Genomic DNA, 18,608 nt, shown 5'->3' on the forward strand with positions numbered 1-18,608 from the left:
CCCTGTGGGGCGGGTCCCCGGGCGGGGGGGGGGGGGCCGGGGGCGCCCCCCCCCCCCCGGCGGCCCCCCCCCCCCCCGGGCGGCCCCCCCCGGCCAGGTCGTTTCGTCGTCTCGGTACCTGACTGGGACGCCGGAGACTTCCCTCGCCGAAAGGGTGCGGGGGAAGGACCCGGCCCTGAAGAAAGCGCGCCGTTCCGGGCGGACGCCTGAGCCTCGCTCATCCCAGTCCCTCGATGGCGGCGAACCCCCGTCCGAGCGCCGGGCTGGGCCCGTGCACCGGCCCGGCACACGCCGGAGGCGGCCGCGCGGCCTCCGCCCTGCCGAGCGCGCCCACTCCCCGAGCAACGATCCCCACCGAACGGGTGTGCCGCACAGGCGACCGGTTCGGCGCGCCGAGTGGCACGGGTGGCCGGGGGTGGGGAAGGTGGCCGGGGGGCTGCTTGCGCTCCGGCCACCAGAGGCGGCCGGACCCGACCTGGAGGCACCGATGCCCGAAGTCACCGTCCCCTACCAGCCCGGCACACCCTGCTGGATCGACCTCGTGGCCCCGGATCAGCAGGCCGCCCTGGACTTCTACGGCGAACTGTTCGGCTGGACCGGTGAGATCGGCCCGGCCGAGACCGGCGGATATGCGGTGTGCTCACTCCACGGCCGGCCGGTCGCCGGCATCATGTCGGCGGAGGCCATGGGCGAACAGCCCGCGCCACCCACCGTATGGACCACCTACTTCGCCTCCGCGAACGCCAACGCCACCGAGCAGGCGGTCACCGGCAACGGCGGCACCGTGCTGTCGTCGGCCATGGACGTGATGGATCTCGGGCGGATGCTCGTGGCAGCCGATCCCACCGGAGCGGTCTTCGGCGTCTGGGAGCCGCGGGACTTTCTCGGCGCGGGCATCGTCAATGAGCCCGGCGCGCTGATCTGGAGCGAGCTCAACACCGAAGACCGCGAGGCGGCAGGGGCGTTCTACTCCGCGGCGCTCGGGATCGAGGTCTCCGCGATGGAGGGCGCCGAGGACTACTTCGCGCTCGCCGTGAACGGCCGCACGGTCGGCGGTCTCAACCCGATGCGCGGGGACACACCGTCCGGCACCCCCGCGCACTGGATGACGTACTTCTCGGTCGGGAACACCGACGACTGCGTCGCGAAGCTGTCCTCCACGGGCGGTTCGGTGCTCCGGGCTCCGTTCGATATGGCGGCGGGGCGGATGGCGGTGGTCACGGATCCGCAGGGAGCCGTCTTCTCCGTCATCGACTCGACCGGCCCGACCCCCGCCTGACGGACTGACACAGGAGCCGCAGATCGCAGCCCGGGAACGCCCGAGGGCGGCACCCCCCGCGATGGGGGTGCCGCCCTCGGTCGTACAGCTGGAACAGCCGATCCGTACGAGCCGGATCAGAAGTCCATGTCACCGCCCGGCATGCCGCCGCCCGGCGCGGCCGCGCCGGCCTTCTCGGGCTTGTCGGCGATGACGGCCTCGGTGGTGAGGAAGAGCGCGGCGATGGACGCGGCGTTCTGCAGCGCCGAGCGCGTCACCTTGGCCGGGTCGATGATGCCCTCGGCGACCAGGTCGACGTACTCGCCGGTCGCGGCGTTGAGGCCGTGACCCGGGGTCAGGTTGCGCACCTTCTCCACAACGACGCCGCCCTCGAGGCCGGCGTTGACCGCGATCTGCTTCAGCGGGGCCTCCAGGGCCAGGCGTACGGCCTGGGCACCGGTGGCCTCGTCGCCCTCGAGCTCGAGCTTCTCGAACACGGAGACGGTCTGCAGCAGAGCCACGCCACCACCGGCGACGATGCCCTCCTCGACAGCGGCCTTGGCGTTGCGCACCGCGTCCTCGATGCGGTGCTTGCGCTCCTTGAGCTCGACCTCGGTCGCGGCGCCGGCCTTGATGACGGCCACGCCGCCGGCCAGCTTCGCGAGGCGCTCCTGGAGCTTCTCGCGGTCGTAGTCCGAGTCCGAGTTCTCGATCTCGGCACGGATCTGGTTCACGCGGCCCTGGACCTGGTCGCTCTCACCGGCGCCGTCGACGATGGTCGTCTCGTCCTTGGTGATGACGACCTTGCGTGCACGGCCCAGCAGGTCGAGACCGGCGTTCTCGAGCTTGAGGCCGACCTCCTCGGAGATGACGGTGCCACCGGTGAGGATGGCGATGTCGCCGAGCATGGCCTTGCGGCGGTCACCGAAGCCCGGAGCCTTGACGGCAACGGACTTGAAGGTGCCACGGATCTTGTTGACGACCAGGGTCGAGAGGGCTTCGCCCTCGACGTCCTCGGCGATGATCAGCAGCGGCTTGCCCGACTGCATGACCTTCTCCAGCAGCGGAAGGAGGTCCTTCACGCTGGAGATCTTGGAGTTGACGATCAGGATGTACGGGTCGTCCAGGGACGCCTCCATACGCTCCATGTCGGTCGCGAAGTACGCGGAGATGTAGCCCTTGTCGAAGCGCATGCCCTCGGTGAGCTCGAGCTCGAGCCCGAAGGTCTGCGACTCCTCGACGGTGATGACGCCTTCCTTGCCGACCTTGTCCATCGCCTCGGCGATGAGCTCGCCGATCTGGGTGTCGGCGGCGGAGATGGAGGCCGTGGAAGCGATCTGCTCCTTGGTCTCCACATCCTTGGCCTGCTCGAGCAGCTGGGCGGAGACGGCCTCAACGGCCTTCTCGATCCCGCGCTTGAGGGCCATCGGGTTGGCGCCGGCGGCAACGTTGCGCAGACCCTCGCGGACCAGCGCCTGGGCGAGGACGGTCGCGGTCGTCGTGCCGTCACCGGCAACGTCGTCCGTCTTCTTGGCGACCTCCTTGACCAGCTCGGCGCCGATCTTCTCGTACGGGTCCTCGAGCTCGATCTCCTTGGCGATGGACACACCATCGTTGGTGATCGTGGGGGCTCCCCACTTCTTCTCAAGGACGACGTTCCGGCCCTTGGGACCGAGGGTCACCCTGACGGCGTCGGCGAGCTGGTTCATCCCGCGCTCGAGGCCGCGCCGCGCCTCCTCGTCGAACGCGATGATCTTGGCCATGTGAAGTGGTCCTCCCGGACTGGGGGTCCCCCCGGACGAAGTCTGGGGGAGGGTGGATACTTCGGACCGCGCTGGCGCCCGCGACGGACGGCCTGCGTGCCTGACGGTTCCTTGCCCCGCCCGGCCCACGGACCTCACCGACCCGGTCCTTCTGTCACTCTCAACGTCAGAGTGCTAACGCCAATGATTAGCACTCGAGGGGGTCGAGTGCAAGCGGCCCGCGAGCCGCCGAGGGGTGGTCGACCCGGGGACCTGCGGACACGCGCCGCGACCGGCACGGCAGAGGGCCCGCACCCCCTGCGGGGTACGGGCCCTGTGCACACTCGTTGTCGGTCGGCGCGCGATCAGACTGCTACGCGGACCATGTCCGCCTGCGGCCCCTTCTGGCCCTGCGAGATCTCGAACTCGACCCGCTGACCTTCCTCGAGGGTGCGGTAGCCGTCCATCTGAATCGCGCTGTAGTGCACGAAGACGTCCGCACCACCGTCGACCGCGATGAAGCCGTACCCCTTCTCCGCGTTGAACCACTTGACGGTGCCCTGAGCCATCCCTAACTCCCCTATTACTGGCCCTTGCACAGGTCCGCACTCCGCGGACCCGGGTCGGAATTCACCCCCCGACAGGTGGGGGTTGTGCGCCGGAACGCGTCGACCGCGGCTGAATGTATCTGCACAGATGCCGTCTGCAACAGGTCAAACGGACGAGAATTCTGGACACGGCTGACGGGAGCCATCCACTGAATTACCGAGAATTCAGGGCAACTCGGGCCGGACATAGAGCATCATCGCGACAAATTGCGCACACACTTCGGGCACATCTTGTCGTGTTCTCATATGCAGTCGGCATGACGCCGGAGCGGGATCGCCCAACTGTACCCCGCTCAACCACGCAGAATGACCCCCTCCGTTTCTCTCACGGAGGGGGTCATTTCCATTACGCAAGGTTGTTGCGTTTACTGCTCGGTAGCCTGCTCAGGAGCGGTGCCGGAGCCGCTCCGTCAGTCGCCGTGACGGCCGCTCAGCAGCCCCCGGCGACCGCCGGGATGATCGAGACGCCGGCGCCGTCCGGCGTGACCGTCTGCAGGCCGTCCTCGAAGCGCACGTCGTCGTCGTTGACGTAGACGTTGACGAAACGGCGCAGCTTGCCGGCGTCGTCCAGGACGCGCGCGGCGATGCCCGGGTGGTTCTTCTCCAGGGACTCGAGGACCTCGGCGAGGGTCGCGCCGTCAGCCGGTACCTCGGCCTTGCCGCCGGTGTAGGTGCGCAGGATGGTCGGGATACGGACGTTGACGCTCATACGAGGCCAGCCTCTCGGAAAGAGTCCAGGTTGGGGCGGATGGTCGCGGACGGGCCCGTGGTGGGGGCCACCGCGTCCAGCGTTTTCAGGCCGTCGCCGGTGTTCAGCACCACCGTCTCGCCGACCGGGTCGAGCTGACCGCTCTCGATCAGCTTGCGCAGCACGCCGACGGTCACGCCACCGGCGGTCTCCGCGAAGATGCCCTCCGTACGGGCCAGCAGCTTGATGGCGTCGACGATCTGCTCGTCGTCGACGTCCTCCACCGCGCCACCGGTACGGCGGCAGATGTCCAGGACGTACGGGCCGTCGGCGGGGTTGCCGATCGCGAGCGACTTGGCGATGGTGTCGGGCTTCACGGGCCGTACGACGTCGTGGCCGTCCTTGAAGGCCCGCGAGACCGGGGAGCAGCCCTCGGCCTGGGCGCCGAAGAGCTTGTACGGCTTGTCCTCGACGAGACCGACCTGGATCAGCTCCTTCAGCCCCTTGTCGATCTTCGTGAGCTGGGAGCCGGAGGCGATCGGGATGACGATGTTGTCCGGGAGCCGCCAGCCGAGCTGCTCGCAGATCTCGTACGCCAGGGTCTTGGAACCCTCGCCGTAGTACGGGCGCAGGTTGACGTTGACGAAGCCCCAGCCCTCGCCGATCGGGTCACCGATCAGCTCGCTGCAGAACCGGTTCACATCGTCGTACGTGCCCTCGATGCCGACCAGGTCGCCGCCGTAGACCGCGGCCATGACGACCTTGCCCGCCTCCAGGTCGTGCGGGATGAACACGCAGGACCGGAAGCCCGCCCGCGCGGCGGCGGCGCCGACGGCGCCCGCGAGGTTCCCGGTGGAGGAGCACGAGAGGGTGGTGAAGCCGAAGGCACGGGCGGCCTCGACGGCGATGGCGACGACGCGGTCCTTGAAGGAGTGCGTCGGGTTCCCGGAGTCGTCCTTGACGTGCAGTCCGCCGGTCACGCCGAGCTCGCGGGCGAGGTTGTCGGCCTTGACCAGCTTGGTGAAGCCGGGGTTCAGGCTCGGCTTGCCGGCGACGTCCGCCGGTACGGGAAGCAGCGGGGCGTAGCGCCAGATGTTGTCCGGTCCGGCGGCGATTCGCTTGCGCAGGCTCTCGGGGTCGCCGCCCGGCAGGTCGTAGGCGACCTCGAGCGGCCCGAAACAGACCTCGCACGCGAAGATCGGGCCGAGGGCGAAACGCTCACCGCACTCGCGGCAGGACAGCGCGGCGGCGGGTCCTAGAGCGACAGTGGAGGTGGAGCTGGTTTCGGTAGCTTGCACAGCCATGGAGGCGAGGCCCTTTCTCCTCATCTTCCCCGTGACGTACTTCGCCACGAGACGGAATTGGCACCTTCCCGAGCCGGGAGCCTCGCGTTGGAAAAACGGAGTACCGACCGGAGGGTTGCCGGGGCTTCAACGGGCCGTTCCCTCTGCCCCTCTGGATGAGCGGTATGGCACCGGGCGGGGCCCGGGCGTTTGTCGGCGCAGGCCACCCCGACATGAAGGGGGCTTACGCGTTGTTCAAGACTGTAACCGAAGGCCCGGACTGTTGAGATAGTCGTCCGAACCGCGAGATGGACGGTACACGGCCGCTGCCGAGGCAGCCGGACCCGCCAAAAACCACACCAGCCGCCGGCGCGGCGGACAGGGAGACGAACGCAGGTGCTGGAAGAGGTGGAGCGCTGGCTGGAGCGCCGCTCCTGGTCGGCCGCCGACCGCCCGCTGAGCCGGCTGCTCGCCGCCAAGCGCGCCGCGGGGGCCGCCGGGACGGTCAGCGTGGTGCTGCCCGCGCTCGACGAGGAGGCCACGGTCGGGCCGATCGTGGAGTCGGTCCGCCGCGAGCTGATGAGCGAGGCCGTGCCCCTCGTCGACGAGCTGGTGGTGCTGGACTCCGGCTCCACGGACCGTACGGCCGAGGTGGCCGCCGCGGCCGGGGCCCGGGTGGTGCACCGGGACTCGGTGCTGCCGCGGCTGCCCGCGCTGCCCGGCAAGGGCGAGGTGCTGTGGCGCTCCCTGCTCGTGACCGGCGGCGAGATCGTCTGCTTCGTCGACGCCGACCTCCGCGACTTCTCCGCCCGCTTCGTCTCCGGGATCGTCGGCCCGTTGCTCACCGAGCCGGACATACAGCTGGTCAAGGCGATGTACGAGCGGCCGCTCGGCGACGTCGGCAACCGTGCCGGGAGCCCGGCCGGGGCCGGGCAGGGCTGGGTCGAGCAGGGCGGGGTCGAGCAGGGCGGGCGCGTCACCGAGCTGGTCGCCCGGCCGCTGCTCAATCTGCACTGGCCGCAGCTGGCCGGATTCGTCCAGCCGCTGGGCGGCGAGTACGCGGTCCGCCGCTCCCTCCTCGAGCAGCTCCCGTTCCCCGTCGGCTACGGCGTCGAGCTGGGCATGCTCATCGACGCGCTGGAGCTCGCCGGGCTCGACGCGCTCGCCCAGGTGGATGTCGGTGTACGGCTCCACCGGCACCAGGACAGCCAGGCGCTCGGCCGGATGGCCGCGACGATCTACCGCACCGCCCACGCCCGGCTGGCGCGCGGCCATCTCGTCCGGCCTGTGCTGACCCAGTTCGACCGGACCGAGGGGGGCTTCACCCCGACCGTCCACCAGGTGGCGGCCGAGGAACGCCCCCCGATGATCACGATCCCGGAGTACCGGCGCCGCCGGGCGGCGAGCAGCGGCCAGGTGGCCTGACCCGGCCGTACAGAGCCCGACCGGGCCGGATCGGCCGACGGCCGGAGCGGCCGGGAGCGGCGGTCCCGACTGCGTCTTTCATGGCCGGAGACTTCCGTTCATTCCCCCTGTATGACGAAGCCGTACGTTTGAGCGGATCTGTCGCGGGCTAGGCTCGCGGCATGGTCGCAGAGCAGGCTGCCCGGATTCTCGTCGCGTCCAACCGCGGCCCGGTGTCGTACACCCTGCACGAGGACGGTCCACCCGGGCCAAGCGCCCCGTCAGGCGCTCCCACGCTGACCGCCAAGCGCGGCGGCGGCGGTCTGGTCTCCGGGCTCAGTGCGATCGGGCCCGACGCCGACGCCCTGTGGGTGTGCGCGGCGCTGAGCGACGCCGACCGCGAGGCCGTCAGCCGGACGGGCGGCAGGCTCGACCCGGCCGACACCGGCGGCCAGCAGGTCCGGATGATCGACATCGACCCCACAGTCTTCGCCGCCGCCTACAACGGCATCGCCAACTCCATGCTGTGGTTCCTCCACCACCTGCTGTACCAGACGCCTCTGGAGCCGTCCTTCGACGCCGACTTCCGCGCGCAGTGGACGGCGTACGAGGCGTACAACGCGGCCTTCGCCGACGCGATCGCCCAGGAGGCCGCGGAGGACGCCGCCGTCCTCGTGCAGGACTACCACCTGTGCCTGGTCCCCGGCATGCTCCGGCGGCGCCGCCCCGACCTGCGGATCGGCCACTTCTCCCACACGCCCTGGGCGCCGGTGGACTACTTCCGGCTGCTCCCCGACGACATCGCCCGGCAGCTGCTGCGGGGCATCCTGGGCGCGGACCGGGCCGCCTTCCTCACCCGGCGCTGGGCCGACGCCTTCGCCGACTGCTGTGTGGATGTGCTCGGCGCTGAGGTGCTGGGTGCCGAAATCGGCGCCGCGGCCGTCACGAGCGAGGGCCGTACGACCCGGCTCGGCGTGCACGGCCTCGGCGCGGACGCCGACTTCCTGCGGGAACGGGCCCACCGCCCGGACGTGGACGAGCGGCTGGCGGCGCTGCGCGAGCAGATCGGTGAGAACCGCCGGGTGATCGTCCGCGTCGACCGCACGGAGCTGTCCAAGAACATCGTCCGCGGCCTGCACGCCTACCGGCAGCTGCTCACCGACCGCCCCGAGTGGCGCGGCCACGTCGTCCACGTAGCCTTCGCCTACCCCTCCCGGCAGGACCTGGCCGTCTACCGCGACTACACGGCCGAGGTGCAGCGCGTCGCCGACGAGATCAACTCCGAATTCGGTACGGACGGCTGGCGGCCGGTGATCCTCCATGTGAAGGACGACTTCGCCCGCTCGCTCGCCGCCTACCGCCTGGCGGATGTCGCGCTGGTCAACCCGATCCGCGACGGCATGAACCTCGTCGCGAAGGAGATTCCGGTGATCTCGGAGAAGGGCTGTGCCCTGGTGCTGTCGCGGGAGGCGGGAGCGTACGAGGAGCTTGGCGCGGAGGCGGTCGTGGTGAACCCGTACGACGTGTCGGGGACGGCGGAGGCGCTGAGGGAGGCGCTGTCGATGCCCGAGGGGGAGCGCGCGGAGCGCACGAAGCGGCTGGCCGCGGCGGCCACGGCGCTGCCGCCGCAGCGGTGGTTCCTCGACCAGTTGAGGGCGCTGGAGTACTGAGGCGCGCCCGGCACCCACCCGCCCGCCTTCGTCAGCGGCTCTCCGCCGGCGGATCCACGGCGTCCGCCAGTGCGTTCAGCAGGTCCACCACACCCGCCGGGCCGTCGACCACCAGGTCCGCCCGCTCGGCGAGTTCGGTGACCTCGGTGCTGCCGCTGCACACCAGGACACCGGGCAGGCCGTCGGACCTGAGCTTCTCCACCGCCGCGAAGGCGGCGAGGTCACCGAGGTCGTCACCGGCGTAGAGGACCGCGCCGGCGCCCGACTCCCGTACGTACTCCTCCAGCGCCACGCCCTTGTCGACGCCCGGAGGGCGCAGTTCCAGGACCATCCGGCCCGGCTCGACGATCAGCCCGTGCCGTTCCGCCAGCTCGTACAGCGGCTCGCGCAACTGCTCGAACGCCGTCTGCGGGTCCTCGGCGCGGCGGGTGTGGACCGCGATCGCGCGGCCCTTGTCCTCCACATAGGTGCCGCGCCAGGCGCCGTTGTGGTCGAGGACGCCGGGCAGTTCGGCCTGGACGGCGGCGACTCCCGGGTGCGGGGCCGGGGCGTGCACGGTCGCGGTCGCCGCGTCCCAGCGCTCGGCGCCGTAGTGGCCCAGCACCACCAGATGCTCCAGGCCCGGCACTCCGGCGAAGCCGCCGTACCGCACCGCGACCCCGGCCGGCCGGCCGGTGATCACGGCGATCGAGCCGACCCGCGGTGCCAGCCGGGCGAGGGCCGGTACGGTGCGTGGGTGGGCCCGGGCCTGGTCCGGGTCCGGCACGATCGGCGCGAGGGTGCCGTCGAAGTCGAGTGCCACCACCGACCGTTCGGGCCGCTCCAGCAACGCGGCGAGACCGTCGCGGCCGGCGGGGGTGGCGGGGGTCGGCAGGAAATCGGGGATGCTGCCCATGAGCCCGACACTACCGGGGGTGCGGCGGCCGCGTAGGCGTTCGACCGGCCAGGTCACCGGTTGCGGCGCCGGGACTCCCGGATACGGCGGAGGCGGTTGACCGTCACCGGGTCGTGGGCGAGGGCGAGCGGGTCGTCCAGGAGAGCGTTCAGCAGCTGGTAGTAGCGGGTCGGGGAGATGCCGAGCTGCTCCCTTATGGCCCGCTCCTTGGCGCCCGGCCCCGCCCAGGTCCGGCGCTCCATGCCGAGCACGGCGCGGTCCCGGTCGGTCAGTACCGGGCTCTGCTGCTGCTCGCCACCCTCGGTCATGCCACTAACCTAGCCGCCCCTACCGTGTGGCGTTCTCCATGGCATCGGCCTCGCGCTGGAGCGCGCCCAGCACCCTCGCCGGGTCGCCGTTCTTCTCCACGGCCGTGCCGATCGACTGTTTGAGCCGCTTGACGACCGGGCCCCAGGACCGCTTGCTCACCGGGTAGAACTCGGCGGTCGGCAGCTCGTCGAGGAACTTCCAGAGGCTTCGGCTGCCCTTGTCGGCGCGCATCGCCTCGGACGCCGAGGTGGTCACCGGCAGCAGGTCGTACCGGTCGGCGAACTCCAGCACATTGTCCTTGCGGTAGGCGAAGTCGAGGAACTTGCCTGCCTCCACACGGTGGCCGTTCTGCTTGAACGCCATCATCCAGTCGGCGACGCCCGTGGTCGCCCTGGACTGCCCGTCCTTGCCGGGCAGCGGCGCCATGCCGTACTCGATGCCCTTCGCGTCCGCCTGCTGCATGAGCGTCGGATGGCCGTTGAGCATACCGACGTCGCCGCTGGTGAAGCCGTCGAAGACCTCTTTCCGGTCGGTCCTGCCCGGCGAGGAGTTGGTGAGGCCCTTGGCCACCATCTCGTCCCGCAGCCACTCGAACGTCTTGATGTTCTCGGCCGAGTCGATGGTGTAGCTGCCGATGTCGCTGACGTACGCCCCGCCGCCGCTGAGCATCCAGTTCAGCGTCTCGGCCTGCGGCTCCTCGGTGCCGAGCGGCAGCCCGTACGGCACCTTCACGCCGGCCTGCTTCAGCTTCTGCGCGTCCTGCTGCAACTCGCTCCAGGTCTGCGGCGGCTCGGTGATGCCGGCCCGCGCGAACAGCTTCTTGTTGTAGAAGAGCACCCGGGTGCTGGAGACGAACGGCATCCCGTACTGCACCCGGTGCGCTTCCCCCGCCTTCGCCATGGCGGGCAGGAAGTCGGCCTGGGCCGGGATGGAGAGAAGCTGGTTGACGCTGTAGAGCTTGCCCTGGGCGGCGTAGTCGGCGTACGCGCCGATCTGGGCGATGTCCGGGGCCTTGCCGGCCTTGACCATCTCGGCGACCTCCCGGTCCACGTCGTTCCAGCTGAGAACGTTGACGTCAACGCTGATGCCGGGGTTCTCGGCCTCGAACTCCCGCGCAAGGTCGTCCCAGTACCTCGTGGAGCTGTTGCCGGGCTTGTCGCCGTAGTCGGCCGCGACGAGCTTGATCGTCGCATCCCCCTCGGCTGCCGAACCGACGCCCCCGCAGCCGGAGAGCGTGAGAGCCACGGCCGTCGTGACGCCTGTCGCGATGAGGCCCAAGAGCCGCCGCTGCACTGCGGATACCACCTTCGTCATGAATCTCCCCAACTGCCGGAGCTCCCCCACCCCGCGCGAGGTGCGAGTCTCCCGCGCACACCCCCATAAGGTCTACACCAAAGCCGGTCCCGCTTCGGTATCGCCCTTCCCCTGCGCAGGTCACGGCTGCTATCCACGAGAGGAATCAGTCGCACATCACCTCACAACGCATCGAGGGAGCACCCGACCATGGCGCCAGCCGAGCAGTCCCGCACCGCAGCCGAGACAGCCACGCAGCCCGGCTGCTGGCGCCGTGCGGTGGAGACGGCGGCCACGGTGGAGGGGCTGCCGCGGCCGGGAGAGCGGGTCGCGGTCACCGGGTGCGGCACCTCGTGGTTCATGGCGCAGTCGTACGCCGCGCTCCGCGAGGCCGCGGGCCAGGGCGAGACGGACGCCTTCGCCTCGTCGGAGTTCCCGCTCGGCCGGGCGTACGACCGGGTGGTCGCGATCACCCGGTCGGGTACGACGACGGAGGTGCTGGAACTCCTGTCGGCCGTGCGTGACCGTACGGCCACGACTACCCTGACAGCCGACCCGAAGACCCCGGTCATGGACGCGGCCGGCGCGATCGCCGTGCTCGGCTGGGCCGACGAGGAGTCGGTCGTCCAGACGCGCTTCGCGACGACGGCGCTCGCCCTGCTGCGCGCCGGGCTCGAGTCCCACGGGCCGCTCCCGTCCGGTGTGAAGACGGTCACCGAGGCGGCGGTCGACGCCGAACTGGCCATCACCCAGCCCCTGCCGGAAGCGGCGGTCTCCGCGGAGCAATGGACGTTCCTGGGGCGCGGCTGGACGTACGGGCTGGCGCAGGAGGCGGGGCTCAAGATGCGGGAGGCGGCGAGGGCGTGGACGGAGTCCTACCCGGCGATGGAGTACCGGCACGGGCCCATCTCGATCACCGGCCCGAACCGGGTCGCGTGGATGTTCGGCTCGCTTCCGCCGGGCCTCGCGGGCGATGTCGCAGGGGTCGGCGGCACGCTCATCGCCGACTCGGACAGCGCGACGGGCCCACGGGCGCTGGACCCGATGGCGGACCTGATCCGCGCGCAGCGGCTGGCTGTGGCGGTGGCGGAGTCCAGGGGCCAGGACCCGGACCACCCACGAAACCTCACACGCAGCGTGATCCTCACTGACTAGCACCGGCCGCCCGCGAACCCCCGGCGCCGCCGAGAGCTTAGGGCAGGAGCGGCCCGCCCGGCGAGGGCGGAGCAGGAGTGGACTAGACCTCTCCCCCGGTCCCGAGCGACACTGTCACCCGTGAGAAACGTCATCGCCCTGGACGTGGGCGGCACCGGCATGAAAGCCGCCCTCGTAGGGCCGGACGGCGCGCTGCTCCACGAAGCCCGACGGGCGACAGCCCGCGACCGCGGCCCCGACGCCGTAGTCGCGTCGATCCTCGACTTCGCAGCCGACCTCCACGGCCTCGCCGTGGAGCGGTTCGGCGAGCCCCCCTCCGCGGCCGGCGTAGCCGTGCCCGGCATCGTCGACGAGACGAACGGCATCGCCGTCTACGCGGCCAACCTCGGCTGGCGCGACGTACCACTCCGCGCCCTCCTCGCGGAACGGCTCGGCGCGGAACGACTTGGCGCCGAACGCGTCGGCACGGAACGGCTCAGCGCCGAGCGCCCCGGCACAACAGACAGCGCGGACTGCCCCGTAGCGCTCGGCCACGACGTCCGCACCGGCGGCCTCGCCGAGGGCCGCCTCGGCGCCGGGAAAGGCGCCGACCGTTTCCTCTTCGTCCCGCTCGGCACCGGCATATCGGTCGCCATCGGGATCAACGGCCGCATCGAGGCCGGAGCTCACGGCTGCGCGGGCGAGATCGGCCATATCGTCGTACGCCCCGGTGGCCCGGCCTGCGGCTGCGGCCGGCACGGCTGCCTGGAGACCCTCGCCTCCGCCTCCGCGGTGGCCCGCGCCTGGGCCGCCGCGAGCGGGAACCCGGACGCCGACGCCGCCGACTGCGCGAAGGCAGTCGAGTCCGGCGACCCGAGGGCCACGGAAGTCTGGAGCGAAGCGATCAGCGCGCTCGCCGACGGCCTCGTCACCGGCCTCACGCTGCTCGACCCGCGCACACTGATCATCGGTGGCGGTCTCGCCGAGGCCGGGGAAACGTTGTTCGTACCGCTGCGCGCGGCGGTCGAGCAGCGGATCACCTTCCAGAACATCCCCCACATCGTTCCGGCGGCCCTCGGGGCCACCGCCGGATGCCTGGGTGCAGGTCTGCTCGCCTGGGATCTTCTCTCCGCGGAGGTAACCGCCTAATGGTGGCAGTCAAGGTTCTTACCGGCGCTCGCGTGGTGCTGCCGACGGGCGTCGTCGAGGACGGCCGCGTCATCGTCGACGGCCCCACGATCGCCCCGCACGCGGAGGGCATGCCCGACCGCGGCGAGACGGCAGCGGGCGGAGCCACCGAGCACGGAGCCACCGAGCGTGGAATCACCACCCTCGCCCTCCCCGGCGACCACTGGATCGTCCCCGGCTTCATCGACATCCATGTGCACGGCGGCGGCGGCGCCTCCTTCTCCGCCGGGACGGCCGAACAGGCCCTGGACGTCATCGGGACCCACCGGCGCCACGGCACCACCACCATGGTCGCCTCCACGGTCACCGGCGACCTCGACGATCTGGCGCACCAGGCGTCCGCGCTCTCCGAACTGGTCGAGCAGGGCGACCTGGCCGGTGTCCATTTCGAGGGACCGTTCATCGCCCGCAACCGCTGCGGCGCGCACGAGCCGTCGCTGCTGCGCGACCCGGACCCTGCCGACGTGCGGAAGCTGGTCGACGCGGCGCGCGGCACGGCGCGGATGATGACCCTCGCGCCCGAACTGCCCGGCGGCCTGGACTCCGTACGGCTGCTCGCCGACCACGGTGTCATCGCGGCCGTCGGCCACACAGACGGCTCGTACGACGCCACGCTCGCGGCCATCGAGGCGGGCGCGACGGTGGCGACCCACCTCTTCAACGCGATGCCGGGGCTCGGTCACCGCGCCCCCGGTCCGGTCGCCGCGCTGCTGGAGGACGAGCGGGTCACGGTCGAGCTGATCAACGACGGAGTGCACCTCCACCCCGCTGTTCTGGAGCTCGCCTTCCACCGGGCGGGCGCGGACCGCGTGGCCTTCATCACCGATGCGATGGGCGCCGCGGGGAAGGGCGACGGCCTCTACCCGCTCGGCCTGATGGACGTCGAGGTCAAGGACGGCGTGGCCCGGCTGGTCGAAGGCGGATCGATCGCGGGCTCGACGCTCACTCTCGACACGGCGTTCCGGCGCGCGGTGACGGTGGACAGGGTGCCGGTCGAGCAGGTCGTCCGGGCGATCTCGGCGAACCCGGCGCGGCTGCTGGGCGTGTACGACCGGGTCGGCTCGCTGGACCCGGGCAAGGACGCGGACCTGGTCGTGCTGGACGGGGACTTCACGCTGGTGGGCGTCATGCGGAAGGGGAAATGGCTGATCTCCCCCGCAGCGCACGCCGCGGCCGGGCCCGCCGGCGGCTGACGTCGCCGACCGAACCTCGGAAGTGGCGCGCCACATGCCCTGGTGCGGAAGGCGGTTGAACCGGGAGTCTGGGCCAACCGCCGCTGTTTTGGCATGATCGCTCGCGCACTTGTCCGCAGGCGGTGGCGCCGGAGCCCGGCAGCACGCACCACGGGAGGGGGACGCCCGGTGATCCTTACGGTGACACTCAATGCCGCGCTCGACATCACCTACCGCGTGCCACGGCTGACGGTCTCCGCCACACACCGCGTGGCGGAGGTGTCGGAACGGCCTGGCGGCAAGGGGCTGAACGTCGCGCGCGTGCTGGCGGCGCTCGGGCACCGGACGGTGGTCACGGGCTTCGCGGGCGGAGCGACGGGCGCGGCACTCCGGGACATGCTGGCTGCGGAGGCGGGTACGTGCGAGGCCGCGCGTAGGGCTTCGCGTACGGGTACGACCACGAATCCGGGTACGGGTACGGGTACGGGTTCGGCCATCGCCGCGGTCCCGTCCGCGGCCGCCGGCGCCTCCGCCACAGCCGATGCCGCTCCCACCACCGATGCCGCTCCCACCACCGATGCCGGACCCACCACCGATGCCGGACCCGCCGCCGGTGCCGGACCCCTCACCGATACCGGTCCCGCCGCCGGTTTGCGCATCGGCCGCCCTGGGACCACAGCGTCCGCAGGGGCCGGTCGCCTCGTCGACGCCCTGACCTCGATCGCCGGTCCGACCCGCCGGACTGTCGGTGTCGTGGACGCGACATCCGGCGACACGACCCAGCTCAACGAGCCCGGCCCGACCATCGGGCGATCCGAGTGGAATGCCTTTCTCGCCACGTACACCGGGCTGCTCCGCGAGACTGGGATACAGGCGGTCGCGCTGTGCGGCAGCCTGCCGCCGGGGCTGCCGGTCGGCACGTACGCACAGCTCATACGGAAGGCGCAGGCCGCGAACGTCCCTATCCTGCTGGACACCGGCGGCGAGCCGCTGCGGCGCGGCATCGCCGCCCGCCCCGACCTCGTCAAGCCGAACATCGACGAGTTGGCCGGGCTCACCGGCTCCACCGAGCCGCTGCGCGCCGCGCACGACGCCCGCCGCCGCGGCGCTCGCGCCGTCGCGGCCTCGCTGGGCGCGGCCGGGATGCTCGCGGTGACGTCGGAAGGCAGTTGGTGGGCGGCGCCACCGCGCCGCTTGGCGGGCAATCCGACGGGCGCGGGCGACTCGGCGGTCGCGGGCCTGCTGTCGGGACTGGCCGAGGGCCTTCCCTGGCCGGACCGGCTGGCGCGGGCAGTGGCGCTGTCGGCGGCGACCGTACTGGCCCCGGTGGCGGGCGAGTTCGACCCCGTGGCGTACGAGGATCTGCTGCCGCAGGTCGAGGTCACGGACCGGCCGGCGGCATGAACCGCCCGGGCCGAGCGCCCGAACCTGCCCGAAACCACCGCCGCGGCGGTCCGGCTCACCGGCTCATCCGCAACCCGAACCGACGGCCGGCACAGGAGCTGGACCGGGAGCGAGAGCAGGAGCAGGAGCAGGAGCTGGACCGGGAGCGGGAGCAGGAGCAGGAGCTGGACCGGCAGCAGGACCAGGAGCAGGACCAGGGCCAGGAGCCAGTGCAGGCGGGCCGCCCCCTCAACTCCCCTGCGGCGACAGACCTCATTCCGGTGTCCGGCTCGAAGGAATCGGACCGCCAGGTCCGGGAAGGTGGGGGTCATGGCACTCGTCGGCACAGGTGAACTCATCGCTCAGGCGCGGGCCGCAGGCCACGCTGTTGCGGCATTCAACATGATCACGCTGGAGCACGCCGAAGCAATAGCGCAGGGCGCGGAGGCCGCGGGCGCCGCCGCGGTCCTTCAAGTCTCCGAGAACGCGGTGAAGTTCCACGGCGGACGACTCTCGGCCATCGCCGCTGCCGCCGGTGCCGTAGCCCGGGCCTCGACCGCGTCCCTCTCCCTCCACCTCGACCACGTCGAATCCGTGAATCTGCTGTACGCCGCGCACCCTGAGGGCTTCAGCTCGGTGATGTTCGGCGCGTCGAAGCTGAGTTACGGAGAGAACGTCAAGTCAACGGCTGCGGCCGTACGTTGGGGACACGAGCGCGGCATCTGGGTGGAGGCCGAGCTCGGCAAGGTCGGCGGCAAGGAGGGCGAGTCTCCGCTGGACGCGCACACCCCGGGAGTACGGACCGACCCGGCGGAGGCCGCCGCGTACGTGGCCGAAACGGGGGTGGACGCCCTGGCGGTGGCCGTCGGCAGCTCCCATGCCATGACCGAGCGGACAGCCGTCCTCGACCATGAACTGATCGCGCGGCTACGGGCCGCCCTGCCCGTACCGCTGGTGCTGCACGGCTCGTCGGGCGTCCCGGACGAGGAGATCCGCCGGGCGGTGGCGGCCGGCATGACGAAGATCAACATCGGAACGGCCCTCAACACGGCCTGCACGGGCGCCGTACGGGCGTTCCTGGAGGCGAACCCGACGGCGGTGGACCCGCGCAAGTACCTGCGCCCCGCGCGGGATGCGATGGCGGAGACCGTGGCGGCCTTCCTGGCACTACTGGGCAGCTCCGGCTCCAGCCGACCCCGTGGCCAAGGTGCGTGAAGCACCGAAAATCACCCTCGCTCCCCACGCTGCAGAAGGCAGGGCGCGAGGGCTGGGCGGTGCAGATCAGAGCGTGTGTCGGCAATTCCTCGGACAGGGGGCACCGGTGGAACTGCGACGCACAGGACATGGGCTGCGCGTAGCGTGACCGCTCGTCCCGCCGGGGTCCGCCACGCGCTGCGGCGAACGCTCAAACCTAGCCCTTGACCTGGCCTTCCTTCATCCAGACCTGATCCAGGATGTAGTCGCACTGGTTGCCCGGCTGGCAGGAGAGCTGGAGGGTGTTCGTGCCCTTGTTGAGCTGCACGTAGGCGAAGCTGTGCGTCCACCCCTTGTCCCACGCGCCCTCCGTCGCATGGGCGAAGTTCTCCAAGTCGTGGGGCTCGCTGCGGGGCTTGTCATTGACCACGAGGGTCGTGTTCGCGTCCTTGCCCGGGACCGAATAGCCCATGAACAGCGTGTACTGACCGTCCTTGGGCACGTCCACGGACCAGGAAGCCGTCGCACCAGGGCTGTTCATGGTGACGTAAGAGCCGCTCTTGGAGCGTGCGTTCGGGATGTCGCTGGCGACGGCGGCCGGGCCGCCCAGGCGCAGGGAGGCCGCGTCCTCCTTCTTCGAGGAGAACGACTCCCCCTTGCCCTTGTCCTTGCCGGACGGCTTCTCCTTCTGCCCACCGCCCTGGTTCCCACCGGAGTCGTCGGCGGGCGGCGCGGAGTTCTGGGCCTCGTCCTTCTTGCCGTCGTCGCTCTTGGTAGCCATCGCCACACCGATGCCGATGACCACGGCCGCGACGACCGCTATCGCACCGATCAGCAGGCCCCTGCTGTTCGGGCCGCGCCCGCCGCCATGGCCACGGCCGCCGTGGGGCGGCGGCCCGGGCTGGCGCGGGGCGCCACCCGGGAGGGTCTCGGGGGCGGCATAGGCAGCGTTGGCCTGCTGGCCGTACGGCTGCTGCTGTGTCTGCTGCTGACCGTAGGACTGCTGCTGCGTCTGCTGCTGGCCGTAGCGGCGCTCGCCGACCCGGGACACCTGGTTGTACGAGGTGCGGGGGACGCCGGGCTGGGCTGCCGGACCGGGGTAGCCGTAGCCACCGGTGCGGGGAGCGGCGCCGTTGCCGCTCGCGCCATCCTCGCCGCCCTCCGAGCGGTACAGATAGCCGAACGGATCGTCGTTCTCAGGCGTGCTCGCGCCGTTGTTGCCGGCCGTCATCCCCTGTCACTCCCCAACTGGTTTTCGGACCACCGGCGCTCTTGATCCGAAGCGCCAGAACAGCTCCTATCAGGGCCGGGGCGACCCTCAACAGGCCTTGCGCTGTCCGGATGGCCAATGTTCATGATCGATTCACTCTCGGCGATACCGCCGACC

General features: G+C 71.2%; 17 protein-coding genes and 1 riboswitch. Of the genes, 9 read left to right on the top strand and 8 right to left on the bottom strand.

What is annotated here, in order from left to right; all coding sequences use genetic code 11:
* Nucleotides 1-487: 487 nt before the first annotated feature.
* On the top strand, nt 488-1,279 hold the full coding sequence (locus tag ABZW18_RS24865; RefSeq protein WP_356191155.1) for a VOC family protein: 792 nt from the start codon (nt 488-490) through the stop codon (nt 1,277-1,279).
* A 116-nt stretch (nt 1,280-1,395) separates the two neighbouring features.
* On the opposite strand, the gene groL is transcribed toward ABZW18_RS24865, so the two are convergent.
* The 4 genes from groL to thrC all read right to left on the bottom strand — a co-directional run bounded on the left by groL (nt 1,396) and on the right by thrC (nt 5,600).
* On the bottom strand, nt 1,396-3,021 hold the full coding sequence (gene groL, locus ABZW18_RS24870) for a chaperonin GroEL (protein ID WP_356191157.1): 1,626 nt from the start codon (nt 3,019-3,021) through the stop codon (nt 1,396-1,398).
* A gap of 344 nt (nt 3,022-3,365) precedes the next feature.
* A complete protein-coding gene (locus ABZW18_RS24875; RefSeq protein ID WP_037653356.1) occupies nt 3,366-3,569 on the bottom strand; it encodes a cold-shock protein in 204 nt (67 codons plus the stop codon).
* A gap of 469 nt (nt 3,570-4,038) precedes the next feature.
* Nucleotides 4,039-4,317, bottom strand: coding sequence for a ubiquitin-like small modifier protein 1 (locus tag ABZW18_RS24880; protein WP_356191159.1), 279 nt, complete (start codon nt 4,315-4,317; stop codon nt 4,039-4,041).
* Nucleotides 4,314-5,600: a threonine synthase gene (gene thrC, locus ABZW18_RS24885; protein WP_356191160.1), complete on the bottom strand. Its 1,287-nt coding sequence runs from the start codon at nt 5,598-5,600 to the stop codon at nt 4,314-4,316. The genes ABZW18_RS24880 and thrC overlap by 4 nt, the downstream gene beginning before the upstream one ends.
* Before the next feature lie 17 nt (nt 5,601-5,617).
* A riboswitch (SAM riboswitch) is annotated at nt 5,618-5,762 on the bottom strand.
* A gap of 213 nt (nt 5,763-5,975) precedes the next feature.
* Between thrC and ABZW18_RS24890 the strand changes: the two genes are divergently transcribed.
* Together ABZW18_RS24890 and ABZW18_RS24895 are read left to right on the top strand one after the other, a co-directional pair.
* Nucleotides 5,976-7,004, top strand: a complete 1,029-nt coding sequence (locus tag ABZW18_RS24890; protein ID WP_356191162.1) for a glucosyl-3-phosphoglycerate synthase — start codon at nt 5,976-5,978, stop codon at nt 7,002-7,004.
* Nucleotides 7,005-7,165: 161 nt separating this feature from the next.
* On the top strand, nt 7,166-8,653 hold the full coding sequence (locus ABZW18_RS24895) for a trehalose-6-phosphate synthase (protein ID WP_356191164.1): 1,488 nt from the start codon (nt 7,166-7,168) through the stop codon (nt 8,651-8,653).
* Nucleotides 8,654-8,684: 31 nt separating this feature from the next.
* Here ABZW18_RS24895 and otsB read toward each other — a convergent pair whose 3' ends face one another.
* Genes otsB through ABZW18_RS24910 form a run of 3 tightly spaced genes read right to left on the bottom strand, consistent with a single transcriptional unit; the run spans nt 8,685 to nt 11,171 of the window.
* Nucleotides 8,685-9,548: a trehalose-phosphatase gene (otsB, locus tag ABZW18_RS24900; protein WP_356191166.1), complete on the bottom strand. Its 864-nt coding sequence runs from the start codon at nt 9,546-9,548 to the stop codon at nt 8,685-8,687.
* Between the two features lie 53 nt (nt 9,549-9,601).
* On the bottom strand, nt 9,602-9,856 hold the full coding sequence (locus ABZW18_RS24905; RefSeq protein WP_356191168.1) for a DUF3263 domain-containing protein: 255 nt from the start codon (nt 9,854-9,856) through the stop codon (nt 9,602-9,604).
* 19 nt (nt 9,857-9,875) lie between these two features.
* Complete coding sequence (locus tag ABZW18_RS24910; RefSeq protein ID WP_356191170.1) at nt 9,876-11,171, bottom strand: extracellular solute-binding protein; 1,296 nt, start codon at nt 11,169-11,171, stop codon at nt 9,876-9,878.
* A 189-nt stretch (nt 11,172-11,360) separates the two neighbouring features.
* Here ABZW18_RS24910 and ABZW18_RS24915 point away from each other — a divergent pair, with 189 nt between their 5' ends.
* The 6 genes from ABZW18_RS24915 (at nt 11,361) to ABZW18_RS24940 (ending at nt 17,242) form a co-directional block, all read left to right on the top strand.
* A complete protein-coding gene (locus ABZW18_RS24915) occupies nt 11,361-12,305 on the top strand; it encodes a sugar isomerase (RefSeq protein WP_356191172.1) in 945 nt (314 codons plus the stop codon).
* A 120-nt stretch (nt 12,306-12,425) separates the two neighbouring features.
* Nucleotides 12,426-13,433, top strand: a complete 1,008-nt coding sequence (locus ABZW18_RS24920) for an ROK family protein (RefSeq protein ID WP_356191174.1) — start codon at nt 12,426-12,428, stop codon at nt 13,431-13,433.
* The gene (nagA, locus tag ABZW18_RS24925; RefSeq protein ID WP_356191177.1) at nt 13,433-14,665 is read left to right on the top strand and encodes an N-acetylglucosamine-6-phosphate deacetylase; all 1,233 of its coding nucleotides are present in this window, start codon (nt 13,433-13,435) and stop codon (nt 14,663-14,665) included. Before ABZW18_RS24920 ends, nagA begins: the two co-directional genes overlap by 1 nt.
* 93 nt (nt 14,666-14,758) lie before the next feature.
* Nucleotides 14,759-16,048, top strand: coding sequence for a 1-phosphofructokinase family hexose kinase (locus ABZW18_RS24930; protein ID WP_356191180.1), 1,290 nt, complete (start codon nt 14,759-14,761; stop codon nt 16,046-16,048).
* Nucleotides 16,045-16,380 carry a hypothetical protein gene (locus ABZW18_RS24935; protein ID WP_356191183.1) on the top strand — a complete coding sequence of 112 codons (336 nt, stop codon included), beginning with the start codon at nt 16,045-16,047 and terminating at the stop codon, nt 16,378-16,380. Before ABZW18_RS24930 ends, ABZW18_RS24935 begins: the two co-directional genes overlap by 4 nt.
* Complete coding sequence (locus ABZW18_RS24940) at nt 16,358-17,242, top strand: class II fructose-bisphosphate aldolase (RefSeq protein ID WP_356191186.1); 885 nt, start codon at nt 16,358-16,360, stop codon at nt 17,240-17,242. Before ABZW18_RS24935 ends, ABZW18_RS24940 begins: the two co-directional genes overlap by 23 nt.
* A gap of 196 nt (nt 17,243-17,438) precedes the next feature.
* On the opposite strand, the gene ABZW18_RS24945 is transcribed toward ABZW18_RS24940, so the two are convergent.
* The gene (locus ABZW18_RS24945) at nt 17,439-18,452 is read right to left on the bottom strand and encodes a carbohydrate-binding protein (protein WP_356191189.1); all 1,014 of its coding nucleotides are present in this window, start codon (nt 18,450-18,452) and stop codon (nt 17,439-17,441) included.
* Nucleotides 18,453-18,608 lie beyond the last annotated feature (156 nt).

This window comes from Streptomyces sp. NPDC004647 (assembly GCF_040609575.1).
GTDB lineage: Bacteria > Actinomycetota > Actinomycetes > Streptomycetales > Streptomycetaceae > Streptomyces.

Excerpts from the sequence above, each read along its gene's own strand:
- thrC (WP_356191160.1), bottom strand. The coding sequence starts at position 5,600 with ATGGCTGTGCAAGCTACCGAAACCAGCTCCACCTCCACTGTCGCTCTA.
- ABZW18_RS24935 (WP_356191183.1), top strand. The coding sequence starts at position 16,045 with ATGAACCGCCCGGGCCGAGCGCCCGAACCTGCCCGAAACCACCGCCGC.
- ABZW18_RS24910 (WP_356191170.1), bottom strand. The coding sequence starts at position 11,171 with ATGACGAAGGTGGTATCCGCAGTGCAGCGGCGGCTCTTGGGCCTCATC.
- groL (WP_356191157.1), bottom strand. The coding sequence starts at position 3,021 with ATGGCCAAGATCATCGCGTTCGACGAGGAGGCGCGGCGCGGCCTCGAG.
- ABZW18_RS24945 (WP_356191189.1), bottom strand. The coding sequence starts at position 18,452 with ATGACGGCCGGCAACAACGGCGCGAGCACGCCTGAGAACGACGATCCG.
- ABZW18_RS24905 (WP_356191168.1), bottom strand. The coding sequence starts at position 9,856 with ATGACCGAGGGTGGCGAGCAGCAGCAGAGCCCGGTACTGACCGACCGG.
- ABZW18_RS24895 (WP_356191164.1), top strand. The coding sequence starts at position 7,166 with ATGGTCGCAGAGCAGGCTGCCCGGATTCTCGTCGCGTCCAACCGCGGC.
- ABZW18_RS24875 (WP_037653356.1), bottom strand. The coding sequence starts at position 3,569 with ATGGCTCAGGGCACCGTCAAGTGGTTCAACGCGGAGAAGGGGTACGGC.
- ABZW18_RS24930 (WP_356191180.1), top strand. The coding sequence starts at position 14,759 with ATGATCGCTCGCGCACTTGTCCGCAGGCGGTGGCGCCGGAGCCCGGCA.
- ABZW18_RS24940 (WP_356191186.1), top strand. The coding sequence starts at position 16,358 with ATGGCACTCGTCGGCACAGGTGAACTCATCGCTCAGGCGCGGGCCGCA.
- ABZW18_RS24865 (WP_356191155.1), top strand. The coding sequence starts at position 488 with ATGCCCGAAGTCACCGTCCCCTACCAGCCCGGCACACCCTGCTGGATC.
- otsB (WP_356191166.1), bottom strand. The coding sequence starts at position 9,548 with ATGGGCAGCATCCCCGATTTCCTGCCGACCCCCGCCACCCCCGCCGGC.
- ABZW18_RS24880 (WP_356191159.1), bottom strand. The coding sequence starts at position 4,317 with ATGAGCGTCAACGTCCGTATCCCGACCATCCTGCGCACCTACACCGGC.
- nagA (WP_356191177.1), top strand. The coding sequence starts at position 13,433 with ATGGTGGCAGTCAAGGTTCTTACCGGCGCTCGCGTGGTGCTGCCGACG.
- ABZW18_RS24915 (WP_356191172.1), top strand. The coding sequence starts at position 11,361 with ATGGCGCCAGCCGAGCAGTCCCGCACCGCAGCCGAGACAGCCACGCAG.